Below are 25,624 nucleotides of genomic sequence, written 5' to 3'. Positions count from 1 at the left end.
TATATTTTTAAGTTGTACTATTTTCTTAATGTTATATTTTTAGATATATTTTTGATTTATATACTTATTTTTATTAACAATGAGTTTTGAGTTTTGATTGTTATTATGTTTGATTTATTTTTTAATTTTAATATTCATTTAAGATTAAACCTAGACACATGTTTTTTATGTGACTAGGTTGATGTATCTAGTATTTAAAGTTGATCGCTAACACAGCATTGCGTCCGTCTGCTTGCATGGCATAATGATAGTGTGCATTTGTGAAATAAAGTTTATCGGTTAGGTTATTGATGTTGAGTTGTACATTAATATTGTTGGTGACTTTGTACTTTAACATGGCATTGTACACCGTATACGCAGGCACGTACTTTGGTGCATTATTGTTGGCAAGATAAGACACTACAGATTTATCATTGTACTGTGTGCCTGCACCAACAATAAACTTTGGTGTTATTTTATAGGTTGTCCAAAGGGTTGCACTGTTTTTAGAAACAAATGGCAATGCTTGACCTTGACCTGCAAGAGATCTTGCGTCAAATGGAGATGCTTTCGTTAATTTACTGTTTAAGTAACTATAACCAGTTGCAATGTTCCATCGATCTGTAAGGTCACCTGTTAAACCCAACTCAAACCCATTGACACGACTTTTACCAATATTGGCATATCCTGAAGTATCAATTTGAATACGTGTATTTTGTTTTTCGGTACGAAAGACTGCAGCAGTGACATTGGCGTGGTTATTTAAAATGTTCCACTTAGTTCCGATTTCGTAAGTGCGTGCTTCTTCTGGTTTTAGTGAATTTGCTTGACTGTTGTTGGTAATGGAATCTGAACCATCGCCTTGGTCAACACCAACAGGGTTAGCAGAGGTTGCAAAGCTGGTATAAATACTGCCATTTTCAGTGGGTTTGTAAATTAAACCTGCTTGATAAGAGAAAAAGTCGGTATCGCTACGATAACGTTGGCCTGCACTATATTGGGTGCCACGAAGTTTCAATGCATAATTATATTTTACATCGGTATTAAATTTATCCCAACGTAAACCCAAATTGAGTAACCATTGCGGTGAAAATTCAATACTGTCTAGAGCATATAAGCCTACAGTTCGACTGCGTGTTGTTGAGTAGTTTTTTACAGCCGTTGCAGTGTCGCTGTATGTATCATATGGGGTTGGACTATATAAGGTCGTGCAGTAACCATAGCTACGATTCTGACAAGATTCTCCGTTGCCATTGGCATTATGGCTTTGGTCTTGTATATCTAAGCCAGTGGTTGAATTGAAACCATTAAATGAATAAATGCCCATATCGGTAGATTGATAACTCCAATCTGCCCCTGTGCTAAAGTTATGTTTGATACTGCCTGTATTAAATTGACCCGACAATGCCATTTGATCGTTGTAAGCATCGGTATTGGAAATACGGCTGACTGCACGACGGAAAATTGTTCCATATTTTGCAATGTTTCCGCTAGAGTCATCTGGGTTGGTGGCAATATAATTGGTGGTTGAGCGATTATACGTTAAGGTGTTACTTATGTTTAATGTGTCGTTAAAATCGTGTTCTAATTTTAATGTACCGACTTGATTTTGACGACGATCAAAGTCTCGATTTCGCCAACCATAATATGTGCCTTTTGCAACAGAATATGGTGCACCTCCTGTGATAGGAAAGGGGATGCCTGCATCAGGTAAATCATCGCTTTGCAGGTAATAATAGCTTAACGTCCCTCGAGTAGGTGTTCCTAATCCAAAAGTCAGGCTTGGGGCAATACCGACACGGTTGTATTCTGCGCCATTTTTTTCACCTGCTTTATCATTTTGATGCCCCATAATAATGACACGCCCTGCCATGCCATCTCCAAAATCTTTATTGGCATCTAGGCTAATATGTTTGTAATTGGCTGTTCCACCTGCGATCGTGCCCTCATAACTGTCGCCTGCATGTGCTTGTTTAGTAATCAAGTTGATGCTACCACCGGCACCTCCACCGCCTGAAATGGCAGAACTAGATCCTTTTGTGATTTCGACTTGTTCTATATCAAACATATCTCGATTTTGAGACGTCGCATTTTTTACACCATCGACATAAATGGACGATTGAGCGCTATAGCCACGAATATATGGAATGTCTGTAAAAGGTGTACCACCTTCACCTGCAGCGAGAGTCACACCGGGCGTGTTTTGTAATGCTTGAGTCAGTGAATTGGCACTTGTGTCTTGCAGAAGTTTTTGTGAAATAACATCAATGCTTTTGGGGGTGTTTATGAGTGGTGCAACATATTTATGATTTGCAGATTGGGTGGTGGTGTAACTGGCGGTATCTACTTTTTCTAAAGCAGCATGGGCATCAATGGTACCGAGAGTTGTTGCTTCTTGTGCAAAAGTCACCCCAGCAACTAAAGATAATGAAGAGGCAATGGTGGAAGAAACGAGTTTTTTGTGTGCTTTGATAAACGACATAATTGGTATGTAACCCTGTATTGGTGTTGTTGTGGGATAAATAATAATCATTATTAATTCTGTTGCTAGCGTGCTGTATAGTGAACACGTAAACGCTATGTGTACTTGTGTAACTTTTTTTGTATTTTTTTATTTAAATCATGTATTTAATATGTTATTTTTTATAACAATGATCATGTGCAATTTAAGTATTATTTTAAATAAACAAGTTGTGTTTTGTTAAGTTTTTATTAAGAAGATTATGAAATAAAATAAAAAACTAACATAAAATTTTGGATAAAACATAAACTTACAGCAAATCTTTGTATATATTGCTGGTATAGAATATAATATTCCACTTTAAAAATTGTTTATTACTCACACATTAAGTAAATAGAGGAAGCCATGCAAGTAACGACTGAAGCGGTTTCGGGCGTTGCCCGTCGTTTAAACGTATCTGTACCGACGAGCCGTATTAATGAGCAGTTTGAAGCTCGTTTAAAGCGCACTGCCAAAACTGCCAAAATCAACGGCTTCCGTAAAGGTAAAATTCCTTTAAATGTGGTGCGCCGTGAATTTGGTGCAAGCGTTTATCAAGAAGTTGTTAACGACATTATTCGTGACACGGTATTTGAAGCAATTCAACAAGAAAAAATCAATGCTGTTGGCATGCCAAACATTGAAAAAGTTGAAAACAAAGAAGATGCTTTAGTGTATGAAGCAACGGTTGAAGTTTATCCTGAAGTTGAAGTGAATGCATTTGATGCATTGGAAGTTGAACGCCAAGTAGCTGAAATAAAAGATAAAGATGTCGATCAAATGATTGAGAACTTGCGTAAGCAACGTCAAACTTTTGTTACAACAAAAGGTATGGCGAAAAAAGACATGCAAGTGACTTTCGATTTTGAAGGTTCAATAGACGGCGAAAAATTTGAAGGTGGTTCAGCACAAGACTTTAAATTAGTGTTGGGCGCAGGTCAAATGATTCCTGGTTTTGAAGATGGCATTATTGGCATGAAAACTGGCGAAGAAAAAGTGATTGATGTCACTTTCCCAGCAGATTACCAAGCAGAAAATCTTGCAGGCAAAGCTGCACAATTTAAAATTAATGTAAAATTGGTTGAAAAGCCAAAATTACCAGAAATTGATGCAGAATTTCTTGAAATCTTCGGTTTGACGGAAGAGCAAGGCATTGAAAAACTTAAAGCAGATGTTCGTAAAAACATGGAACGTGAAGTGAAAAATGGCTTACGTAACCAAGTGAAATCTGCAACATTTGATGCACTTGTTGCAGCAAATGATATTGAAGTGCCAAATGCAATGCTTGCACAAGAAATTGACCGTCTACGTCAACAAATGATTCAACAATTTACTCAACAGTTTGGTGAGCAAGGTGCAAAAGCATTTGATGCAAGCTTACTGCCAGATGAATTGTTTAAAGAGCAAGCTGAACGTTCTGTAAAATTAGGCGTTTTGGTGAGCACTGTGTTGGCAAATGCAAAACTTGAAGCAGATGCTGCTCGTGTAGAAGCGTATATTGAAGAAATGTCATCTTCTTATGAAGATCCAACAGAAGTGATCGAGTACTTCAAAAATGATGCACAGCAACGTGCACAAATTGAAGCTGTTATTTTAGAAGATCAAGTGGTTGATCACATTTTAAGTACAGCTAAAGTCACTGAAAAAGCAGTATCTTATGAAGAATTGTTGAAAGAGCAACAAGCTCGTCAGCAACAAGGTTAAGACAATCAAATAAAAAAAGGCGCACAAATTGCGCCTTTTTTTATGAAAAAATTTGAAAACCACCAGCTTGTATAAAATCAGTACAACTATTTGCGCCAAGTCGATACGAATTTTAGGATACACTTTGCAATTTTAAGGATTATCCCTCATATTGTTGTCGTAAGTAACAAGAAAATTTTAGGAATAAATAAAGCTATGTATGTTTCAAATATAGAAAATGCTTTAGTCCCAATGGTTGTCGAACAATCTTCTCGTGGTGAGCGTTCTTTTGATATTTTTTCTCGCTTACTGCGTGAGCGTGTGATTTTTCTCACAGGTGAAGTTGAAGACAACATGGCAAATCTAATTGTAGCGCAAATGCTATTTTTAGAAGCAGAAAACCCAGACAAAGATATTCATTTATATATAAACTCACCGGGTGGGTCGGTGACTGCAGGCATGGCAATTTATGACACCATGCAGTTTATTAAACCAGATGTGTCGACCATTTGTATGGGGCAGGCAGCATCAATGGGTGCATTTTTGCTTAATGCAGGTGCAAAAGGTAAGCGTTATTGCCTAGACAATGCTCGTGTGATGATTCATCAACCTTTAGGTGGTTTTCGTGGTCAAGCATCTGATATAGAAATTCATGCGCGTGAAATTTTATTTATTAAAGAACGTTTGAATCGCTTGATGGCAGAGCATAGTGGGCAAGACTATGAAACTTTAGCGCGTGATACAGACCGTGATAATTTTATGACAGCACAAGCTGCAAAAGAATACGGTTTAGTTGATGATGTACTGAGCAAACGCCCATAATTTAATTAGTGATTGGAGAAACCATGTCCGATAATCCTCAAGGACAAAAACACTGTTCATTTTGCGGAAAAACTCAGGCAGAAGTCGGTAAGTTAATCGCTGGTGAAGATGCATATATTTGTAATGAATGTGTTGATGTATGCTTAGATTTAGTACAAACCAGTCAGCAAGTTGATGGTGGTGATTGGGCATCACGTCCGTTGCCAAAACCACATGAGATTCGAGAAGCACTTGACCAATATGTGATTGGACAAGATGTGGCGAAAAAAACCTTATCTGTGGCTGTATATAACCATTATAAGCGATTGAAAGTGACTGCTACAGCGCATCAGCATGCAGAAGTTGAACTGGCAAAAAGTAATATTTTGTTAATTGGGCCGACAGGCTCGGGTAAAACATTACTTGCACAAACGCTAGCACGTTTGCTCGATGTACCTTTTGCTATGGCAGATGCAACAACACTTACAGAAGCAGGATATGTTGGTGAAGATGTTGAAAACATTGTACAAAAGCTATTACAAAAATCTGATTATGATGTAGATAAAGCACAAAAAGGCATTATTTATATTGATGAGATTGACAAAATCACTCGTAAGGCTGAAAACCCATCTATTACCCGTGATGTGTCGGGTGAAGGGGTACAACAAGCTTTATTAAAAATGATTGAAGGAACTGTTGCTTCTATTCCACCACAAGGTGGCCGTAAGCATCCACAACAAGAGCTGATTCAAGTAGATACTTCAAATATTTTATTTATTTGTGGTGGTGCTTTTTCTGGTTTAGAAAAAATTGTACAACAGCGTCAAGAAAAAGGCGGTATTGGCTTTAATGCAGAAGTAAAAAACAAAGATGACAGTAAAAAAGCATCTGAGTTGTTTAGTCAAGTTGAAGCGACTGACTTAGTCAAATTTGGCTTGATTCCAGAATTTATTGGACGCTTACCTGTACTTGCTACACTAGAAGAGCTTAATGAAGATGCACTCATGCAAATTCTTACAGAGCCTAAAAATGCGTTAACACGCCAATATCAATATTTATTTGATATGGAAAATGTAGATTTAGTCTTTGAAGATGCAGCTTTACGTGCTGTTGCTAAAAAAGCATTAGAACGTAATACAGGCGCACGTGGACTACGAACAATCTTAGAAAATGCATTATTAGAAACAATGTATGATTTACCGAGTCGTAGTGATGTAGGGACAGTTGTCATTAATGCAGATGTTGTAAACAATAAAGTACAACCTGAGCTTCAATCTGAACGTCAGCCGAAGGTGGCATCAGAGCATAAGCACAGTGACCTCACGTTATTAAATAAATAATCAGACATTGGTTTGATGTGGAAAATCGCACTTTAGAGTGCGATTTTTTATTTTTGAAGAGGTAGTTGATTTAAAATACTTTGCGTATCTTGGGCAATTTTTTGCTGAAAGCTGACACTTTTTGCAAGATTTGCAATGGATACAGCAATTTGTTGTTCCACCGCAGCATTGAGCTGTGCATTTTTACTGGTAATTGAGCGGCCTTCTGGCGATTTTAGAAATTTCAAATATGCCTGAATTTCTTGGTCGGTATAGTAAGTGGCATAAACCCCTTCAATGCTTTGTAGCATGTTCATACGCTTCAAATAGTCTTGTGAAGTGTTAAACATACTTTGTGTGAGTTGGTCAACGACCTGTATATCTTTGGCATTGAGCGTAGTATGGCCTGTTCGTTGTTGAACCATTTGTGTTGCACGCTGTTTGTAAATCGGCAACATACTATTGACTGTATTGTTTAAATTACGATTTGCATCGGTAATGCTCATTAATTCTTGTGTTGGTGTGTTCGCATACAAATGAGTGCTTGATGTGACTGCTACAGTCCATAAAGCAATGTGTAATAGTTGTTTATACATGAACATCTCAAAATAAAAAGGTGTATTAAGGTAAATTTACAATCGTTGTGATGTCAGAAGTTTTGGCTCGTAAAAATGATGTCTTACCAATCAAAACAATAAACGATTATTTATGGGTTTCAGGTAAAGTTTTTAAAATCTCAGCAATCTGCTGATACGTTTTTTTCATCTCTGCTTTGTGTTCTTCAGTATTGAGAATATTGAATACATTTTGAATCGTTTCTTGAACAATTAATGGTTGTTTTTCATTAATTGATTGTCCTTCGGGGGTTTCTAAAAACTTAATCAAAACTTGTAATTCTTCTTCAGAATAATATTTTTTAAAGGATTGGCTGGCTAGTGCAGATAAATTTGTTTGTTGAATGAGATGATGGGTATTATTTTTAATCATTTGCCCAATGTCTTGTGCAACTTTTTGCTCTTGTGGTGAAAGAGTTTGATGTCCGGTTTTCTTTTGCACAATCTGTACAGCTTGTTGGTCTAAAATTGTACCTGCGCTTTGCATATTTTTTTCAAGAATTTGCTGAATATGACTTAATTCAATCGCTTTTTTTACCGATGCATCTGTTGCAGAAGCTGCAAATGTTGTGTTGAGTAAACTGCTACCAATGAGTGTGGTTGTCAATAATACTGTTTTTAACATAAAAAAATCTCATGATGTTTATGATGATTAAATCGATTATTTTCAGCTACTTTATATGAAAGAAGGATGAAGGAAAAGCTTAAATCTGCTTTCCTTCATGCCATGCATTTTAATCTTCGATAATAATACGACCATTTAAAGGCTGAATAGGGCGCTGATTATGTTGATGTAATAGTCGTGATTTAAATGTTGTTAATTGTTGGGGGGAAAGTGTTAATGGTTGTTTTAACACGATCCAAACAATACCTTCGGTGCATGGAGGTGTAGTGAGTGACCCAGAAAAACGATAATAACCATGATTTTTAGGAATGAGTTTTTCAATATTAATTCTTTGACTGAAGGTTTTTTCTTTATTTTCTTCAGGAGAGAGATCTTTCCATAATTTACTTAGTTCACTGTTCGGTTTGCCAAGGTTAAACATGACAGCCAATACTGCAAGTTCTCCTTTTGTGTTTGCGTGAACAAAGTGCAATTCGAGTGGATATTGTTTACCATAAATTTGATTTTCACTTGGCGTATGAAAATGAAATTGTTTTAGAAAAAATTGGTCGTGATCTATGACAATATAGTCATGATGGTCATTGGTTTTAGTGTTGATTTGTACAGTATGGCCATTAAATATAATGTCATTTGGTGAAGTTTTATATTGAATATTTAACTGGTGTATTGCTTGGCTTTTATATGTGTTTTGGATATTGATGGGCGTTTGATTCTTACCTGTATCACAACTTTTAAATTGATCACTTAAATGTCCCCAATGTTCTGGTGATATTTGCTCATCATACCCCCAATGTATAGATTCAGAGGCCATAACAGGTAAATTTAAAGCAAAAGCAAAGCAACCGAGTAAAAAATTTCTCATCGTCGTAAAGCCTAATTGATATAAATGGATCTTTTATTGTGATTTAAATCACATTTTTATCATAGTAACGCAAAATTAAGTGAATCTTAGTTTTTATGATCGATCCGCAATATCTGTGTTTAAGTGTAATGAGAGCATCTCATTATTTATATTGCCCAATAGCAAGGTCTTTTCTCATAAGATTCTTGCTTTACTGTTTTGTATTTTTAAGGGTTTTACCATAGCTCTCTAAAAAAATATGAAATAATTAAACACAGAAATGATTGTGATGATGAACATAGACGCAATTTAATCAAGTGAAAAATGTAGTCAAATAGCAGTAATTTAAGCTTTGAATGTGAAAAGATCTTGTTTTAAAGAGCACTTTTTAGAATTGAATGTGAAAGAAGCGAATGCTTCTTTCACATGATAAAGTCTGTGTCGGTTTTACAATGAAAGCCTCTTGTTATATATATCGCCCAATACTAAAATCTTTTCGAGCGCAGGTCTTTCATCTTTATTGGGTTCACTATATATACTCAATATCCGTTTAATCACTTTCCTTTTGGAAGTACAGAAAGAATTTGACCAATTTCTTGATTTGTTTTCTCTGTCATATTTTGTTGTGTGCTTACCATTTGAGTTTTTTGTGTAATGGCTTGATTGAAATTACTACTAAACGTAGGCATTTTTTTGATGATAGATAAACCTTCAGGTGACTCTAAAAATTTTTTATAGGCTTGTAATTCTTCTTCAGTGTAATTTTGGCGATATATTTCGCTTCCTACTTGTTTTACATCTACAGATTTTGCGATGGTTGCAGTATTTTTATTAAATAATTGAATGATTTTTTCAATAGCTTGGTTATCTGCGGCGGTGAGGGTTTGATGATTGGTGTAATCAGTCACTAATTTAGTGGCTTGGCTGATATACATCGACTGTAAGTTACTCACGTTTGTATTAAATTCATTTTCTAATTGTGTAAGCTGTACGATCTTTTGTGCAGTGTCTAGCTGCGCTGGCGTTGCAAAAGCAGTTGCGATTGACTGAGAAAGAATACATGTGAACAAAAATGATTTTGCATATTTAGTCATTATAAATGCCTTTTGATTATATAGATTTATGATAGAAATTGTGATTCAAAAATACTATGACTTGAATATGAAAGCAATTTTGTTGCTGAAAGTAAAGTAGATATCGTGTAACAGTGCGCAACATCATATCCACTTTACTTTCATCGTTTTATGGACTCATTGCATCTACAAGTGCAATGTTTGCTATTTTTTCTTGCCAAATTTTTGGTGCAATGGCATGGATTGAGGTTCCATTGACATCTACCGCAACCGACACAGGCATGTCTTCTACTACAAATTTATAAATCGCTTCCATACCTAAATCAGCAAATGCAACCACTTCTGCATGTCGAATGGCTTTAGACACTAAATACGCAGCACCACCTACAGCCATAAGGTAGGTGGCTTGATTGTCTTTAATCGCACTAATGGCAAGTGGGCCACGTTCTGCTTTGCCAATCATGCCAAAAAGCCCTGTATTTTCGAGAACTTGGCGAGTAAATTTATCCATACGAGTGGCTGTGGTTGGGCCTGCGGGGCCAACGACTTCATTGTTAATTGGGTCTACAGGGCCGACGTAATAAATAAACTTTCCTTGAAGATCGACAGGTAATGGCTGTTGCTTTTCAATCATTTCAACTAAACGTTTATGAGCCGCATCTCGACCTGTATACATAGTGCCACTTAAAAGTAACGTATCACCGGGTTGCCACGTGTTCATTTCAGCTTGGGTGATGGTGTCTAAATTGACATGTTTGGCTTTTGACGATGACCATGTAATTTCTGGATAATCATTTAAGCTTGGGGCTTGAATGTGTGCAGGACCTGTACCATCGAGGTGAAAATGTGCATGGCGTGTCGCTGCACAATTTGGAATCATACCCACAGGTTTACCTGCCGCATGACATGGATAATCTTTGATTTTAATGTCGAGTACTGTAGTTAAACCACCTAAGCCTTGTGCACCAATACCTAAAGCATTCACTTTTTGAAAAATTTCAATTCTAAGTTCTTCAATTTTGTTACGTGGTCCACGTTGAAGTAACTCATGCATGTTAATTTCTTCCATGAGTGACTCTTTGGCAAGCATCATGGCTTTTTCAGCAGTTCCTCCAATACCAATACCGAGCATACCCGGTGGACACCATCCTGCGCCCATTGTTGGTACAGTTTTAACAACCCAATCGACAATGGAGTCTGATGGATTGAGCATGGCCAATTTTGATTTATTTTCAGAGCCACCACCTTTTGCTGCAACGGTAATATTGACGGTATTTCCTTGTACTAGCGTATAGTGAATGACAGCTGGTGTATTGTCTTTGGTGTTTTTACGACCAAAAGCTGGATCTGCCAATACAGAGGCACGTAAAATATTACTATTTTCTAGATAGCCTTGGCGTACACCTTCGTTAATTGCATCGTCTAAACTGCCACTGAGTTCAAACTTAACATCGAGTCCAACTTCAACAAAAACGTTGACGATGCCTGTGTCTTGACAAATCGGGCGATGGCCTTCAGCACACATGCGAGAATTAATTAAAATTTGCGCAATGGCGTCTTTGGCAGCAGGGTTCGCTTCATAATCATAGGCACGGCTCATGGCTTGTATGAAGTCTTTAGGATGGTAGTAAGAAATAAACTGGAGCGCATCTTTGATAGATAGGATCAAGTCTTCTTGCTTGATAATTGTGGTCATCGTGTATTCTCTATGTGCGGGCGTTGGCTGGCAAATCGAATTATATGACAAAATATAACGACTGTGCGGGATTTGGTATTTTTTAGTGGTGGAAGCCATCACTGCGTGTTCTTGGACATCAACACGCAGTGATAGTCACACTATACTTGTGCTTGAATTGCCGTTAGTGCAATGGTAAAGACAATATCATCGACCAATGCACCACGAGATAAATCATTTACAGGCTTGTTAAGCCCCTGAAGCATTGGACCAACACTAATGACGTTTGCAGAACGCTGTACGGCTTTATACGTGGTATTGCCTGTATTTAAGTCAGGGAAAATATAAACATTGGCTTTTCCTGCAACTTGTGAGTCAGGGGCTTTTGATTTACCAACACTTTCAACAGACGCGGCATCATATTGTAATGGGCCATCAATCACCAAATCAGGACGTTTTGCTTTTACAAGTTGTGTGGCTTGTGTGACTTTTTCAACGTCTGCACCAGCACCAGATGAGCCTGTAGAGTAGCTGATCATGGCAATACGCGGTTCAATGCCAAAGGCTTTGGCAGAATCTGCTGATTGGATGGCAATTTCAGCCAATTGCTCAGCATTTGGATTGGGGTTAATCGCACAATCGCCATACACATAGACTTCATCGGGTAAAAGCATGAAAAATATAGAAGAAACAAGAGAGTATTCAGGTGCAGTTTTAATGAGCTGAAATGCAGGTCTTACTGTATTTGCTGTGGTGTGCACAGCCCCTGAAACGAGACCATCGACCTCATTGAGTGCAAGCATCATGGTGCCAAGCACTACAGTGTCTTTAAGTTGCTCTTGGGCTTGTGTAAGTACCAGTTTGCCTTTACGCCGTTCAACCATGGCGTCTGCATAACGATCTTTAATTTGCTCTGGGTCTATAATTTCTAAATCTGGTGGAAGTGTAAGCTGTCGTGCTTTGACAATGTCGTATACGGCTTCTGGTTTGGCGAGCAGTACGCACTGTGCAAGACCACGTGTTTGACAAATAATGGCTGCTTCAATGGTGCGAGGTTCATCGCCTTCAGGTAAGACGATACGTTTTTTGTGTGCGATAGATTTTTGTACCAACTCATAACGAAATGCAGCAGGTGAGAGTCGTGCTTGGTCTTGCGATGTGGTGTATGTAGATAACCATGTTTGATCAATATGGCTAGCAACAAAGCGAGATATTTGTTGTGCACGTTCAATATCTTGAATCGAAATTTCGTAATTTAAATGTTTTAAACGCTGTATAACATCAAGTGAGCTTAATGGTGTGTGTAATATTGGCAATCCTTGCTCAAGTGCAGATTGACAAAAGGCCAAAACATGCTCATGTGGGGGCTGTCTTTCAGTCAGTACAAGACCTGCTAATGGAATACCATTTTGAATGGCCATACTGCTGGCAAAAAGAACATCTGTACGTTCGCTTGCACTAATAATCAATTGGCCTGCACTAAAGTGTGCTAGCTCCACATCAATATATGAGTGAATTAAACGATGGCCTAATACACGCCGTTGTTTTGCTAGACCTTGGTTAAGCCATGTTGCATTGAGTGTATCTGCAATATCGAGTGTACGAGGGACGCTTAATATATTACTAAAAGGCACTAAACCGACAATAGGAAAAAGAGGCGTGGCAACAATTTGACTGTATTGTTTGAGTTGTTGACTAAATTGTTGAATTTCGCGAGTGAGTTTTAAACTTGGATCAAGTGTAACAGGAATGTGTGCTGAGGGTTCAGGCAGTCCTTTGGTTCGCATGAAAAGGACACCCATGACCCGATGGTTGTCTAATCCACCAAATGACTTGAGGTTGGCTTCAAGGTGAAGAGCTGTTTGTTTCGGTGCTGTTAAATCAGCTTCACTAACAAACAAAATTTTAGCATTGAGTGCTTTGGCCAATTGTAAATTAAATTGTTGACTGGCATATCTGTCATTCAGTGGTGGTAGCCCTTCAACCACGACTACATCTCTAGATTGGGCGACATGGCGGTGTAGGCGAACTGTTTCTTCGAGCAGTTCATCTATTTGATTAGAGGTGATGGCATCGAGTACTTGTTGCTGTTGTAACGAAGCGACAGGTAAATCTTGAAATAGTTGTTGATACAATTCCGATGTTTGGCTATGGGGCGCTTCAAATGATTTTAAAAAACTTGATTTAATACCATTACAGTCAAGTGCGTAGATTAGGCCTAAACTGGCAGATGTAAGACCAACACTTTCTTTTGTAGGTATAAGGAGCAAAGTATTCATAGTTTAAATTCCGACAAAATAAAGAGGCAAAGAAGTTATAAATGACGAATGACGTGCTGTGTTTCTTGAGCAATACGGCCTTCTTCATCCGTTGGAATGACCCAAATTTGTGGGCCTTTGCCTTGATCGATACGTCCTTCTGTACCACGAGGTAATGTCTTATTTTTTTCAAAATCGAGTGAAAAACCAAAATGAGGTAAATACTTTAAGGCTTTTTCTCGAATATATGCAGAATTTTCGCCAATACCGCCTGTAAACACTAAACCATGAATTTGTGGCAGGGCACAACTAATGGCTGCCAACGATTTTGCTAAATGATAAGCAAATACTTCAATGGCCAGTGTTGCATCTGCATGACCTTGTTCGGATGCTTCGACTAAGGTACGCATGTCATTAGAAAGATTAGATAACCCAAGTAGACCACTTTCATGATTGAGCATTTTATCAATTTTTTCTAAACTCCAACCTAAATTGTTGGCCAGAAATTGATGTAGGCTTGGGTCGACATCGCCACTGCGTGTGCCCATGACAATACCCTCAAGCGGTGTTAGTCCCATAGAAGTGTCTAAACTTTTACCATTCCAAACAGCACATGTTGAACTGCCATTGCCTAAATGGGCTGTTAACCATCCACCATGTTGAATGGCACCTGCAAGCTGTGATGCACGTTCTGAGACATAAGCATGGCTTGTGCCATGAAAACCATAGCGACGAACATGATGTTCATGAAATAAAAATTGAGGAAGTGCATATCGGTATGCATGCGCAGGCATGGTTTGGTGAAAGGCCGTATCAAATACAGCAACTTGAGGTAAATCTGGAAATAGACGCATAGTGGCTTCTATACCAATCAGATGTGCAGGATTGTGTAACGGAGCAAGTGGTGTTGCATCACGAATAGATTGAATAATTTCAGGGGTGAGTTTTTCGGCTTTGGTGAGTGTGCCACCATGAACAACACGATGACCAATCGCGGTAGGTTGATGCTGAGAAAGTCGCTGTAAAAGTATTTCAAGTGCTTGTTCGTGATCTGCGTAAGGAATACTAAGGTCAAGCGGTTGTTCGCCAAAGGTCATGCCTCGAATTCGTGCATGTTCTGAACCTAAATTTTCGGCAAGACCTGAAATGCGGGTGTCGAGCTGATCAGAAAGAAGGGCATACTTAATGGAGGACGAACCGCAATTAATAATTAATGTAGATGTTGACACGTCATATTTCCTTATTTGAGCAAATGTTACTTCACCGTAAGCAAATTTAAGCGCCGAAAATACCCTCTCAACGCATTGCTTATGTTATGACTTTAACAGCATGTTTATGAAATGGGAATGGATTTTTACGTATCAAAGATCAAGAGTTAAGTATGAGTTTTTTGCTTTTTTTATGAAGATTTAGATAGAAAAAAAGCACATGGTAAATGCACCATATGCTCGATGAAACAGGTATTTTTGATTTTATTGGCGAATTTCACCATGTCCGAACACAATCCATTTTTGTGAGGTTAAACCCTCTAAGCCTACGGGGCCTCGTGCATGAATTTTATCTGTAGAAATACCAATTTCAGCACCTAAGCCATATTCAAAGCCATCGGCAAAACGTGTAGATGCGTTAATAATCACTGAGCTTGAATCTACGCAAGCTAAGAACTGTTGTGCTTTAGAAAAATTTTCTGTCACTATGGCATCGGTATGGTGTGAACCATAATGATTAATATGTTGAATCGCATCATTCATATCTGTCACGACTTTAATGGCTAAAATAGGTGCAAGATACTCTGTGCCCCAATCTTCTTCTGTGGCTGCAATGACATGTTGTCCTAAAATGGCTTGTGTCTGTTCACAGCCTCGTAGCTCTACATGTTTTTCGAGATAATACGGTGCAACCTTGGGTAAGAATGTTGCTGCAACGGCTTGATCCACTAATAACGTTTCCATGGCATTACATACGCCGTAACGATGTGTTTTTGCATTGATTGCAATGGGTAATGCTTTGGCGAAGTCTGCTTGAGCATCGATATATACATGGCAATTGCCATCTAAATGTTTAATCACAGGGATGCGAGCATCTTGAGTAATACGTTGAATAAGTCCTTTGCCACCACGTGGAATAATAACATCTACGTAGTCTGTAAGCGTAATCAGTTCACCTACGGCTGCACGATCTGTTGTTGAAACCACTTGTACGGCTGCAGTTGGAACATTAACCTGTTGCAATGCAGTTTGAATCACTTGAGCCAAGGCCTGATTTGATGCGAGTGCTTCTGAACCACCGCGTAAAATAATTGCATTACCTGATTTAAGCGCTAAAGATGCAGCTTCTAAGGTCACATTTGGGCGTGATTCGTAAATCATACCCACAACGCCTAAAGGCACACGCATTTTACCAAGCTGAATACCGCTTGGGCGATAAGACATATCTGTAATTTCACCAATTGGATCTTTGAGTGAAATGACATCTTTTAAACCTTGCAACATGCCATCAAAACGTGCAGAAGTGAGTTCTAAGCGGTCTAGTAAAGCTTCATCGAGTTGGTTGGCTTGGCCATTTTTCATATCAATGGCATTGGCTGCTAAAATATGTTCTTTTTGTGCAATTAGTGCATCATGTATGGCGTGTAATGCGTCATTTTTCGTTTTCGTAGATGCAGCTGCTAAAAATTGTGCAGATGCTTTTGCATGCTTGCCAAGCGTGCGCATATAGTCTTGAATAGAGGATTGCATAGATAAAAATAGTCGTCACGAGGTTGCTTTAAATATTAACAGCCTCGTCGTTGAAAGAGAATCAAATGAGGCGATTGAATTCGACTAATTTACCAAATATATAGGATATTTATAACGTTCGTTTATTGAGATGTTGTGATAATTGATCGCCAAAATATTGAATGAGCATGACCAATACAACCAATACAACAATCACGGCTAACATGATTTGCACATCAAAACGTTGGTAGCCATAACGGTAAGCAACATCGCCTAAACCACCTGCGCCAATTGCCCCTGCAATGGCAGATGAATTAATCATGGTCACCACAGTCACTGTAAAACCAGCAACGATACCCGATAAGGCCTCGGGTAAAAGAACATGCCAAATGATTTGTCGTCGGTTACAGCCCATGGCTTGTGCAGCTTCAATTAAACCCAAGTCGACCTCTTTTAAACTCACTTCTGCAATTCGAGCAAAAAAAGGTGTAGCCGCTAAAGTCAGAGGAACAGTTGCAGCCCATAATCCATAGCTTGTGCCCACAATCCAACGGGTGATGGGAATCAGTGCTACCATTAAAATTAAAAAAGGAATAGATCGAGTAATATTTACTAAAGTACCAATGATGGTATTGGTCATTTTAGAGGGGTAAATTCCTTTTTGGTCGGTGCAGACCAGTGCAATTGCCAAAGGTAATCCAAAAATAAAGGCAAAAAATGCCGATACACCAACCATAACAAGGGTATCTAGAGTACCTGAAAAAAGAAGATCAAATAATGGATTCGACATAGCCATGCTCCTTAATGTGTAACGAACACAATGTCGATGTGTGTGTGATACGTGGCGTAGATGGCTGTATAGGATACGCAATCAAAAGATGCCCAACACTGTACTGTTGAATATGGTTGATCTGGCTGTAGAGCAAAAGCGCAGATGGGAAATCTTGCAACAGTATTTGTAGGTCTAAAGGATCTTTTATTGCATGTGCATACTGAACACTCACCAAATGAAAGCGGTGTTGTGACAATCGTTTTATTGAAATGTCAGTGGGTAAAGATGGCGTATCTCGTTGTAATAATTCTTGGGTGATTTGATGTTGTGGTGAGGAAAAAACCTGCCAAACTTGCCCTTGTTCAATAATTTCCCCTGCATCAATGACGACCACTTCATCGCAAATTTGTTGAATAACCTGCATTTCGTGAGTAATTAGAACAATAGTAATACCTAAGGTTTGATTAATTTGTTTGAGTAATTGCAAAATAGTGTGTGTACTTTCGGGATCTAAAGCAGAAGTTGCTTCATCACACAATAAAATTTTAGGTTGATGAATTAATGCTCTAGCAATACCTACGCGTTGCTTTTGACCTCCTGAGAGTTGTGAAGGGTAATGTTGTGCTTTAGTGTCTAGTCCAACGAGGGCAATGATTTTTTCAACTTGCTGTTTAATTTTGATACTAGAGAAACCTGCCACTTTAAGTGGTAGAGCAATATTTTCCCAAACCGTTTTACTAGAGAGTAAATTGAAGTGTTGGAAAACCATGCCAATGTCTTGTCTTAGATGAATAAGCTGTGCATGGTCTAGCTCGGAAATAACGTGGCCTAACACATGAACTTCACCACTACTGATCGATTCTAATCCATTAAGTGTACGTAAGAGTGACGATTTACCTGCGCCACTACGACCAATAATACCGCATATGTGACCATGTTGAATGTCTAAATTAATGTTCTTCAGAGCATGTGTGTTTTCATTGCTGCTTCTGCCAGCATAGTATTTATTCACATGTTGGAGAGAGATAAGAGGCTTAGGATGCAGGTCTGTCATTATGATTACCAGCCTGCATACCATAAAGAAGCACCAATTTCACGATCTAAAGCGGCTTTGACTTCAGGTGAGTTTTGATAAATTTCAACAAATTTTTTCAGTTGGTCATTTTTATCATCGTAATTATTTTTTACTGCAAATACAATCGCATAAATCTTATCGGCATTTTTATTGAGTAAAAGTGCTTGATCGGGGGCAATGGTTTTTGCAAGTTTTAAATATTGAGGATAACTAAATGCAAGGTCTACATCATCCACAGCTCGTGCTGTTTGAGGACCTTCCATTTCTATAAATTGTAAGTTTTTTGGATTTTGACGAATATCTTGTAGCGTTGAAAATGGATTGTTCGGATCTTTTAATGTAATGAGTTTTGCTTCTTGCAATAAAAGCAATGCACGCCCTTCATTGACAGGATCATTTGGAATAGCAACGCGTGCTTGGAGAGGTAAATCATCTAAATGTTGATATTTTTTAGAATATAGTCCGACACGAGATGCAGCGCCTACACCAAAGATTTTGAGTTGATAATTTCCTTCTTTAATTGCATTGTTTAAAAAAGGTTGATGCTGAAAAAAGTTAGCGTCAATGTCGCCATGATCTAATGCGATGTTAGGCATTTTCCAGTCGGAAAATTCAACCAATTTGACATGAACCCCTTGTTTTTTTGCTTCATTGACAGCAACGTTTAAAATTGAAGTGAAGGCAGGTGTAGTACCAATAACCAGTTCATGAGATTGAGCTTGACGCTGTTTATTCCATATAAATAATCCAGCAATCACAATGACGACTGTGATGATACTAAGAAGTGTTTTTTTATTTGACATAATAAGACTGCTCTATATTTATTCAGGTTTTTTTGCAGGGTGCGTGCTTGGAAGTTGTGCGCCTTTTTGAAAAAATTTATCTCGCAAAGTTCCCGTGTTGTATTGCGTTTTATAACGTCCGTGTTGCTGTAGTGCAGGAATGACGTAATCAATAAAATCTTGGTAAGATTCAGGCGTGACTGTACGTGTTAGATTAAAACCATCAATGCCTGTTTCATCTAAAAAATGAATGAGTTGTTGAGCAATGTGTTGTCCACTACCGACAAACAAGGGGTAGCGTCCACCCAATTGATGCTGTTTTTTAAGGCTGTGTGGTGTAATTTCTTGTGTTTTAAATTTTTGATTAATAGATTGAATACTATTGGTTTTTTGATAGGGAATCGCATCGTGTTCTGCATATTGAGACAGATCTATGCCGACAGAACTTGAATAGTGCGCTAAACCAGCTTCGGGGCTGGCATAAGATTGGTATTCTTTAAGTTTATCGTCTGCTTGTTGTTCGGTCTGTGCAGTAACAACGGTGATTCCAACAAAAATTTTCACCTCAGAACGATCTCTGCCATGCTCTAAAAGCTGTTGCTGAATATTGTTTACATGTTGTTTGATGTGTTCAATTTGATCGCCACCAATAAAAATACATTCGGCATGTTGAGTGGCAAAGGACATTCCCTTGTTTGAAGCCCCTGCTTGAAACAATACAGGTGTTCTTTGTGGTGATGGAGACACTTGAAAAACGCCTTGGCTTTGGTAAAAATTGCCGTGATATTGGACAGAATGAACTTTAGAAGGGTCTGTAAAAATACGTGCTTTTTTGTCGTGGAGTAGGGCATTGTCTTGCCATGAATGTTCCCAATATTGGTAACATACGTTTAAAAACTCGTCAGCTTGTTCATAACGTACATCATGATCACGTAAATGTTGACGGCCAAAGAGTCGTTCGGCACTGTCTAAATAGCCTGTCACGATATTCCAACCCATTCGGCCTTGTGTGAGGTGATCGAGGCTGGCAAAACGTCGTGCAAGTGTATAGGGCTGTTCGTAACTTAAATTAACGGTTACGCCAAAACTGATATGCTTTGTAACCGATGCCATGGCTGAAATGAGTGTCATTGGGTCATGACTAGGCAATTGCACAGATTCTTTTAACGTCACATCGAGGTTGTTTTGATACACGTCATACACGCCAAGAATATCTGCAATAAAAAGGCCATCAAATAAACCTTGTTCAAGTGTTTTGGCCAAATCCGTCCAATACTTCAATTGATTAAATTGAGCAGATTGATCACGAGGATGTGTCCATAATCCATGATTAATATGCCCAGCACAGTTCATGTCGAAGGCATTGATTAAAATGTGCTTGGGCATCACAAAGTTCCTCGTCTAGGGGGTGAAATCTGATTGAGTACATAATTACCTATGAAGTAATATTTCCACCGTGCGGCATCGTGCAATGTATGTACTCGGGTATTACGCCAATAACGATCTAATCCTTTGTTGCGTCTGCTTCCTCGACTGCCTGCAAGTTCAATTAATTTAGACGATGCTTTTAAGGCAGTGTCGGTGCTATGTGCACGAACACGAGCTACATCTATAGAGGCTTGGGCAATATTTTCAGCATTGGCTTGGCTGACTTTAATGTCATGAATAGACTGTGCTGCTTTTTTTAATAAGAGTTCAGACGCTTTTACATCTACAGCGATCTGCCCAAGTTCGTACAGGGTTAAAGGGTCTTGTGTGGCAGATGTAACATTGGCATCAATCCAAGGCCGTGCATCTTTAACATGATGTAAGGTTTCTTCAAAAGCTGCTCTAGCAATCCCCACTTCAATAGAGGCATGGAGTAGCTGTGCATAAGGACCAACCAATGTGGGTTTTAAAAACACATCACTAAACGCCACAACATCTTCAGCATCTACATAGACATTTTCAAGTTTGACGGTACCACTGCCTGTGAGGCGTTGTCCAAATGCAGTCCAGTCATCAATAATCGTTAAACCTTCTGCATCTTTAGGAATAAAAGCAAGAAACTCATGCCCTTGTTGATCTTTAACTAACGTTGAAATTCGATGGGCAAATAGACTTCCTGTACAATAGAATTTTTCACCTTGAATCGCATAGCCTTTGCCATGTGGTGTTAAATAACTATGTTTTTGCGCTGATGTTTTTGATTTAAACTCGGCCAATGCATTACCAAAACGAGCACCGTTTAACACTTCGGTATACAAGCGTTTTTTTTGTTCTTCTGTCCCTGTATTTCGTAAAACTTCTAAAGCATAAAAATGATTTTGTGGTATTTGTCCGATTGAGCCATCTGCACCACTTAAGAGTGCAATCACTTGTGCGATGGTATATGTAGAAACATCTGCACCACCATATTGTTTAGGTACACTAATTGCCCATAAGCCTGATTGACTGAGCGTATCTATTTCTTGAAAGGGTAAAATACGTTGCTGATCTCTTTGTACGGCATGCGTTTTAAATTGTTCGCTGAGTTTTTTTGCAACGTCTAATGCTTCTTGATCTGAGCGAATAATATGCGCAGGTATATGGTTTTTTTCTACTGAGCGATGATGCGTAAAATGAGATGAAGTCATGTGATGTTCTCTTAGATCCAAGCATGTTTATTTGGAAAAACTTGATTTAAGTAATAGTTGCCAAGGGCGTAGTATTTCCACCGAACAGGGTCGTGTAAGGTATGTACCCGAGCATTGCGCCAATGCTGATCTAAATGGTGTTCAGCAAGTGCCGAACGACTGCCACCGAGCTCTAATAATTTTTCTGATGTTTGAAGTGCAGCATGGTGTGCATATATTTTCGCCTCAGCCACTTCAATAGATGCTTTGGCAATGTCTGCATCTGTTAATGTATCTTTTTTATCGAGTTCATCTAGCGTTTCAGCCGCATGATTTAACAATAAAATACTGGCTTGAAGGGTGACATCTAATTTTCCTACTTCTTGCAATAAGTAGGGCTCTTGTGATGCTTGGTCGACATTTGCATCGGCAATTGGACGAGCTTTTTTAACAGTGCTTTGTAAGTCTTGGAATGCAGATTCTGCAATACCTACATCAATGGCCACTTGTAGCATTTGAGAATATGCACCTCGATAGTGGGGAGATTGTGTTAACTGTCGTTCGTCAAAAATAAGAAATGGGTCAACGTGAACATGATTGAATTTTACGCTACCACTTGCTGTGGTTCGCTGTCCAAAACTATCCCAATCATCAATCACTTCAACGCCTTGAGTTTCTTTAGCCACCAATACTAAAGCGACATAACCTGCTGGGTGTTGTGCTTTAACGGCCAACCAGTCGGCAAAAATACTGCCTGTAGAGTAAAATTTTTCACCATTTAAAATATAGTCTTGTCCAACTTTTTTTAATGAGGTTTGTATATCTTGAACATCTGTAGTGTTTTTTTCAGGTCCTGCATTGGCTAATAATTTACCTGCTAAAATTTCTTTAAAAACAAATTCTTTTTGCTGTTCGGTACCAATTAAATCAATGCTATAGAGTAAGCCAAATTGATTTTGTGGAATTTGACCAATATTTGCATCTGCTTTGGCCAAAGTACGAAAGATTTGACAGAGGGTTTGGTGTGAAACATGTGCACCACCATATTTTTTAGCAATACGACAGCCAGTTAAACCTTTACGAGCCAGTGTTTGAATGATCTCAGTTGGTAAAATTCGGTGTTGGTCACGTATATTTCGTTGTTCTAATGCAATGTCTGCAATGTGGTAGGCAGCATTGATTGCATCAATGTCATTGTGAATAATTTTTTGTTTAAATAGACTCATAACCAACACCTCGTTTTTTTATAAACTAGTGTGATGGTCAATAAATCACAAATAAAAAATATCGCAAAACTTATCATATAATATGCAGTGTTTATATTTTTCAGCATACATATGTAATAGCATATAAAGCTATTTACTTATCTAAAAATAATGGTGTTCTTTTAAAATAATTCTTTTAGTTTAATAAAAATACACATAACAAGAGTATTTAAAATATGACACATTTAAACCCTGAATTTAACTTCACAAATTTATATGTAAAAACAGATCAACATTCTTTAATTGGTCAATTGTGGGGAAATCCACCATCTGAACGTTATGAAGAATTAGCACGTCAATTTAGACCGACTTTTTTAAAAATAAAACAAGGCGCATTGCACAGAGAACAGCAACATATTTTACCGCATGAACAATTACAGTGGTTAAAACAGGTGGGTTTTACTCGTTTGAGATTGCCAAAAACATATGGTGGTGCCGATGCCACGATTCCTGAGCTTTTTGCATTGCTCGTAGAGCTTGCAGAGGCAGATGCAAATTTACCTCAAATTCTTCGGGTACATTTTGGTTTTAGTGAAGAATTATTGTTGTCAAAAGATGAGGTATTTAAGCATAAATGGCTGCAAAGATTGGCCAACAATGAAGTGGTCGGCAGTGGTTGGTCTGAAGGAGGCAACGAACCCCAACAACAATTTAAAACACATATTTATAAAGATGATCAAGGACGCCTTAAAGTCTCTGGCAAAAAATACTATACCACGGGAAGTTTATTTGCAGATTGGGTCGATGTTGGAATTACTGATTTACAAGGACAATCTGCCTCTGTATTGGTTAATCGTCATCATGAAGGGGTATCTATTGTTGATGATTGGAACGGGTTTGGTCAACAGCTCACAGCCAGTGGTAGTGCTATTTTTCACGCTGTTCATGTGGAAGAAACAGATGTGTTACCAGATGCTGTGCGTTTTAAATATTCAGCAGCATATTATCAGTTGGTTCAATTGGCCATTATTGTTGGATTAGGCCGTGGGTTAACGCAACAGCTTTCTCAGGCCGTACAAAAACGGACACGTAACTACAGCCATGCTAATGCAAATTATAGCCGAGATGATGCCCAAGTCTTACAGGTTGTGGGGAAAGTGCGTAGTGCTACCTATACTTCTGGGGTGATTGTCGAAAAAAGTGCTCAGGCGTTACAGCGAGCTTTTATTGCAGGATTGGCAACTGATTTACAAGCCGAAGCTGAACAAAATGCACTGGTAGAGTTGGAAACAGCACAGGCACAAACCATTGTCACTGATTTATTACTCAATGCATCAACCATTGCTTTTGACGCATTAGGTGCATCGGCGATAGATAAAAAAAATGGGTTAGATCGATATTGGCGTAATATCAGAACATTAGCATCACATAATCCACGAATATATAAAGATCGAATTGTTGGTGATTTTAGTGTGAATGGAACATTGCCACCCTATCAATGGCGTATTGGTCATATTGAGTCATTAAAAGCCAGTTAATTAATAATAATATACATTATTTATATCTCATTTTTTTATGAGTAATATAATGTGAAGTGGTGATTTAAAATGACAAAAAGAATAAGTTTTAATGCGTTTGAAATGAATTGTGTTGCTCATCAATCTCCCGGTTTATGGCGTCACGAACAAGATCGATCATTAGAATACAATCGCATTGAGTATTGGACTGATCTGGCAAAAATTTTAGAGCAAGGCAAGTTTGACGGTATTTTTATTGCGGATGTTTTAGGGATTTATGATGTTTATCAAAAAAGTACCCATGCCGCATTAAATGGTGCAGTGCAAGTACCTGTCAATGACCCTTTGCAGGTCATTCCAATTATGGCAGCCGTCACGAAGCATTTAGGTTTTGGTTTAACAACATCTGTTTCGTTTGAGCATCCTTATCCATTTGCTCGCCGTATGAGTACGTTAGATCATTTAACGCAAGGGCGAGTAGGGTGGAATATTGTTACCTCTTATTTGGAAAGTGGATCAAAAAATATAGGCTTAAAGCAACAGTTAAATCATGATGAACGTTATGACTTTGCTGATGAGTACTTAGAGGTCTTGTATAAGCTATGGGAAAATTCTTGGCAACAAGATGCTGTTCATAGAAACAAGGCCAGTGGGGTTTTTGCAGATTCAAACAAGGTGCATGCCATTGAACATGCTGGAAAATATTTTTCAGTCCCGGGCATTCATTTGTGTGAACCATCACCACAGCGTACTCCTGTACTTTATCAAGCAGGTGCATCACATCGAGGGCAAATTTTTGCAAGTCAGCATGCTGAATGTATTTTTATTGCAGCACCATCTAAAATTGCTACACAAAAATTGGTTAAAAGTATTGAACAACAATTGATTCATGCAGGCCGTAGGCGTGAAGATGTAAAAATTTATGCTTTAGTTTCAATTGTGACAGATGAAACAGATCAAAAAGCAACGCATAAATTTAAGCAGTATCAAGATTATGGCAGTCGTGAAGGTGCTTTGACTTTATTGTCGGGTTGGTCGGGTGTTGATTTTTCACAATACCAAGCGACAGATCATGTGCAATATGTGCATAGTAATGCCATTCAATCTCTGCTAGACGCTTATGTTAATGCCGATCCTCATCGTGTATGGACGGTCGATGAAATTGCACATTGGAATAGTGTGGGGGGAAATGGTCCTGTTTTTGTGGGATCCGCCACCACAGTGGCTGATACTTTGCAGTCTTGGGTTGAAGAAACAGGAGTAGATGGATTTAATCTTGCTTATATTTTAGCGCACCAAAGTTTTATAGATGTTGTGCGTTGGATTGTTCCAGAGTTACAACGAAGGGGTGTATATCAACTCGATTATACCGATGGAACACTACGACATAAATTGTTTAAGCAAGGTGATTTTGTTGCTCAATCACATCAAGCATATCAATATAAACGTTAGTTTGGATTTTATTTTAATATTTTAAGTATTATATATGAGTTTTACTTAGGGCTTTAATGCCCTATTTTTTATTTTATTAAAGATTTTTTGTTTATTAATAAAGCATTTATAATTGTTTTTAAATACTTAAAAATACACATAT

The 25,624-nt window shown here is 38.3% G+C and carries 20 protein-coding genes; 5 read left to right on the top strand and 15 right to left on the bottom strand.

What is annotated here, in order from left to right:
• Positions 1–187: 187 nt before the first annotated feature.
• Entirely contained in the window at positions 188–2,461 is a 2,274-nt protein-coding gene (locus I2F17_RS01300) for a TonB-dependent receptor (protein ID WP_211138895.1), read from the bottom strand.
• Positions 2,462–2,845: 384 nt separating this feature from the next.
• Here I2F17_RS01300 and tig point away from each other — a divergent pair, with 384 nt between their 5' ends.
• The 3 genes from tig to clpX all read left to right on the top strand — a co-directional run bounded on the left by tig (position 2,846) and on the right by clpX (position 6,303).
• Positions 2,846–4,183, top strand: a complete 1,338-nt coding sequence (gene tig, locus I2F17_RS01295; protein ID WP_196423191.1) for a trigger factor — start codon at positions 2,846–2,848, stop codon at positions 4,181–4,183.
• 195 nt (positions 4,184–4,378) lie between these two features.
• The gene (clpP, locus tag I2F17_RS01290; protein ID WP_196423190.1) at positions 4,379–4,984 is read left to right on the top strand and encodes an ATP-dependent Clp endopeptidase proteolytic subunit ClpP; all 606 of its coding nucleotides are present in this window, start codon (positions 4,379–4,381) and stop codon (positions 4,982–4,984) included.
• Positions 4,985–5,007: 23 nt separating this feature from the next.
• Positions 5,008–6,303: an ATP-dependent Clp protease ATP-binding subunit ClpX gene (gene clpX / locus I2F17_RS01285; RefSeq protein WP_196423189.1), complete on the top strand. Its 1,296-nt coding sequence runs from the start codon at positions 5,008–5,010 to the stop codon at positions 6,301–6,303.
• A 47-nt stretch (positions 6,304–6,350) separates the two neighbouring features.
• Here the strand turns inward: clpX and I2F17_RS01280 are convergent, their stop codons facing one another.
• From I2F17_RS01280 to I2F17_RS01215, 14 genes are all read right to left on the bottom strand, one after another.
• Complete coding sequence (locus tag I2F17_RS01280) at positions 6,351–6,878, bottom strand: DUF2059 domain-containing protein (RefSeq protein WP_235985895.1); 528 nt, start codon at positions 6,876–6,878, stop codon at positions 6,351–6,353.
• Positions 6,879–6,984: 106 nt separating this feature from the next.
• On the bottom strand, positions 6,985–7,521 hold the full coding sequence (locus tag I2F17_RS01275; protein WP_211138893.1) for a DUF2059 domain-containing protein: 537 nt from the start codon (positions 7,519–7,521) through the stop codon (positions 6,985–6,987).
• 109 nt (positions 7,522–7,630) lie between these two features.
• Positions 7,631–8,383 carry a carbonic anhydrase gene (locus tag I2F17_RS01270; protein ID WP_211138892.1) on the bottom strand — a complete coding sequence of 251 codons (753 nt, stop codon included), beginning with the start codon at positions 8,381–8,383 and terminating at the stop codon, positions 7,631–7,633.
• Positions 8,384–8,916: 533 nt separating this feature from the next.
• On the bottom strand, positions 8,917–9,456 hold the full coding sequence (locus tag I2F17_RS01265; RefSeq protein ID WP_196423185.1) for a DUF2059 domain-containing protein: 540 nt from the start codon (positions 9,454–9,456) through the stop codon (positions 8,917–8,919).
• Positions 9,457–9,604: 148 nt separating this feature from the next.
• Positions 9,605–11,131 (bottom strand): fumarate hydratase, encoded by a 1,527-nt coding sequence (locus tag I2F17_RS01260; RefSeq protein ID WP_211138891.1) that lies wholly within the window; start codon positions 11,129–11,131, stop codon positions 9,605–9,607.
• Positions 11,132–11,271: 140 nt separating this feature from the next.
• Entirely contained in the window at positions 11,272–13,389 is a 2,118-nt protein-coding gene (gene pta / locus I2F17_RS01255) for a phosphate acetyltransferase (RefSeq protein WP_211138890.1), read from the bottom strand.
• A 35-nt stretch (positions 13,390–13,424) separates the two neighbouring features.
• On the bottom strand, positions 13,425–14,597 hold the full coding sequence (locus I2F17_RS01250; protein WP_211138889.1) for an acetate/propionate family kinase: 1,173 nt from the start codon (positions 14,595–14,597) through the stop codon (positions 13,425–13,427).
• A gap of 243 nt (positions 14,598–14,840) precedes the next feature.
• Positions 14,841–16,106: a glutamate-5-semialdehyde dehydrogenase gene (locus I2F17_RS01245; RefSeq protein WP_211138888.1), complete on the bottom strand. Its 1,266-nt coding sequence runs from the start codon at positions 16,104–16,106 to the stop codon at positions 14,841–14,843.
• A 109-nt stretch (positions 16,107–16,215) separates the two neighbouring features.
• Positions 16,216–16,875: a methionine ABC transporter permease gene (locus tag I2F17_RS01240; RefSeq protein WP_196423180.1), complete on the bottom strand. Its 660-nt coding sequence runs from the start codon at positions 16,873–16,875 to the stop codon at positions 16,216–16,218.
• On the bottom strand, positions 16,856–17,911 hold the full coding sequence (locus I2F17_RS01235) for a methionine ABC transporter ATP-binding protein (RefSeq protein WP_196423179.1): 1,056 nt from the start codon (positions 17,909–17,911) through the stop codon (positions 16,856–16,858). Before I2F17_RS01235 ends, I2F17_RS01240 begins: the two co-directional genes overlap by 20 nt.
• Positions 17,912–17,916: 5 nt before the next feature.
• Positions 17,917–18,735, bottom strand: coding sequence for a MetQ/NlpA family ABC transporter substrate-binding protein (locus tag I2F17_RS01230; protein WP_196423178.1), 819 nt, complete (start codon positions 18,733–18,735; stop codon positions 17,917–17,919).
• An 18-nt stretch (positions 18,736–18,753) separates the two neighbouring features.
• Positions 18,754–20,100 (bottom strand): LLM class flavin-dependent oxidoreductase, encoded by a 1,347-nt coding sequence (locus I2F17_RS01225; RefSeq protein ID WP_211138887.1) that lies wholly within the window; start codon positions 20,098–20,100, stop codon positions 18,754–18,756.
• Positions 20,100–21,329, bottom strand: coding sequence for an SfnB family sulfur acquisition oxidoreductase (locus I2F17_RS01220; protein WP_211138886.1), 1,230 nt, complete (start codon positions 21,327–21,329; stop codon positions 20,100–20,102). Before I2F17_RS01220 ends, I2F17_RS01225 begins: the two co-directional genes overlap by 1 nt.
• 11 nt (positions 21,330–21,340) lie before the next feature.
• Positions 21,341–22,534 (bottom strand): SfnB family sulfur acquisition oxidoreductase, encoded by a 1,194-nt coding sequence (locus I2F17_RS01215; protein WP_196423175.1) that lies wholly within the window; start codon positions 22,532–22,534, stop codon positions 21,341–21,343.
• A 215-nt stretch (positions 22,535–22,749) separates the two neighbouring features.
• On the opposite strand from I2F17_RS01215, the gene I2F17_RS01210 reads away from it, so the two are divergent.
• Both I2F17_RS01210 and I2F17_RS01205 read left to right on the top strand, forming a co-directional pair.
• Entirely contained in the window at positions 22,750–24,051 is a 1,302-nt protein-coding gene (locus tag I2F17_RS01210) for an acyl-CoA dehydrogenase family protein (protein WP_211138885.1), read from the top strand.
• A 69-nt stretch (positions 24,052–24,120) separates the two neighbouring features.
• Positions 24,121–25,482, top strand: a complete 1,362-nt coding sequence (locus I2F17_RS01205; protein ID WP_211138884.1) for an LLM class flavin-dependent oxidoreductase — start codon at positions 24,121–24,123, stop codon at positions 25,480–25,482.
• Positions 25,483–25,624 lie beyond the last annotated feature (142 nt).

Origin of the sequence: Acinetobacter baretiae (assembly GCF_015627105.1) — a bacterium.
Taxonomy (GTDB): Bacteria; Pseudomonadota; Gammaproteobacteria; order Pseudomonadales; family Moraxellaceae; genus Acinetobacter; species Acinetobacter baretiae.
The sequence above is the reverse complement of the archived record's forward strand: the minus strand, read 5'-3'. Positions and strand labels throughout refer to the sequence as shown.

Excerpts from the sequence above, each read along its gene's own strand:
- I2F17_RS01260 (WP_211138891.1), bottom strand. The coding sequence starts at position 11,131 with ATGACCACAATTATCAAGCAAGAAGACTTGATCCTATCTATCAAAGAT.
- I2F17_RS01210 (WP_211138885.1), top strand. The coding sequence starts at position 22,750 with ATGACACATTTAAACCCTGAATTTAACTTCACAAATTTATATGTAAAA.
- I2F17_RS01265 (WP_196423185.1), bottom strand. The coding sequence starts at position 9,456 with ATGACTAAATATGCAAAATCATTTTTGTTCACATGTATTCTTTCTCAG.
- I2F17_RS01235 (WP_196423179.1), bottom strand. The coding sequence starts at position 17,911 with ATGACAGACCTGCATCCTAAGCCTCTTATCTCTCTCCAACATGTGAAT.
- I2F17_RS01220 (WP_211138886.1), bottom strand. The coding sequence starts at position 21,329 with ATGACTTCATCTCATTTTACGCATCATCGCTCAGTAGAAAAAAACCAT.
- I2F17_RS01270 (WP_211138892.1), bottom strand. The coding sequence starts at position 8,383 with ATGAGAAATTTTTTACTCGGTTGCTTTGCTTTTGCTTTAAATTTACCT.
- I2F17_RS01280 (WP_235985895.1), bottom strand. The coding sequence starts at position 6,878 with ATGTATAAACAACTATTACACATTGCTTTATGGACTGTAGCAGTCACA.
- I2F17_RS01245 (WP_211138888.1), bottom strand. The coding sequence starts at position 16,106 with ATGCAATCCTCTATTCAAGACTATATGCGCACGCTTGGCAAGCATGCA.
- clpP (WP_196423190.1), top strand. The coding sequence starts at position 4,379 with ATGTATGTTTCAAATATAGAAAATGCTTTAGTCCCAATGGTTGTCGAA.
- pta (WP_211138890.1), bottom strand. The coding sequence starts at position 13,389 with ATGAATACTTTGCTCCTTATACCTACAAAAGAAAGTGTTGGTCTTACA.
- clpX (WP_196423189.1), top strand. The coding sequence starts at position 5,008 with ATGTCCGATAATCCTCAAGGACAAAAACACTGTTCATTTTGCGGAAAA.
- I2F17_RS01275 (WP_211138893.1), bottom strand. The coding sequence starts at position 7,521 with ATGTTAAAAACAGTATTATTGACAACCACACTCATTGGTAGCAGTTTA.
- tig (WP_196423191.1), top strand. The coding sequence starts at position 2,846 with ATGCAAGTAACGACTGAAGCGGTTTCGGGCGTTGCCCGTCGTTTAAAC.
- I2F17_RS01300 (WP_211138895.1), bottom strand. The coding sequence starts at position 2,461 with ATGTCGTTTATCAAAGCACACAAAAAACTCGTTTCTTCCACCATTGCC.
- I2F17_RS01205 (WP_211138884.1), top strand. The coding sequence starts at position 24,121 with ATGACAAAAAGAATAAGTTTTAATGCGTTTGAAATGAATTGTGTTGCT.
- I2F17_RS01225 (WP_211138887.1), bottom strand. The coding sequence starts at position 20,100 with ATGCCCAAGCACATTTTAATCAATGCCTTCGACATGAACTGTGCTGGG.
- I2F17_RS01230 (WP_196423178.1), bottom strand. The coding sequence starts at position 18,735 with ATGTCAAATAAAAAAACACTTCTTAGTATCATCACAGTCGTCATTGTG.
- I2F17_RS01240 (WP_196423180.1), bottom strand. The coding sequence starts at position 16,875 with ATGTCGAATCCATTATTTGATCTTCTTTTTTCAGGTACTCTAGATACC.
- I2F17_RS01215 (WP_196423175.1), bottom strand. The coding sequence starts at position 22,534 with ATGAGTCTATTTAAACAAAAAATTATTCACAATGACATTGATGCAATC.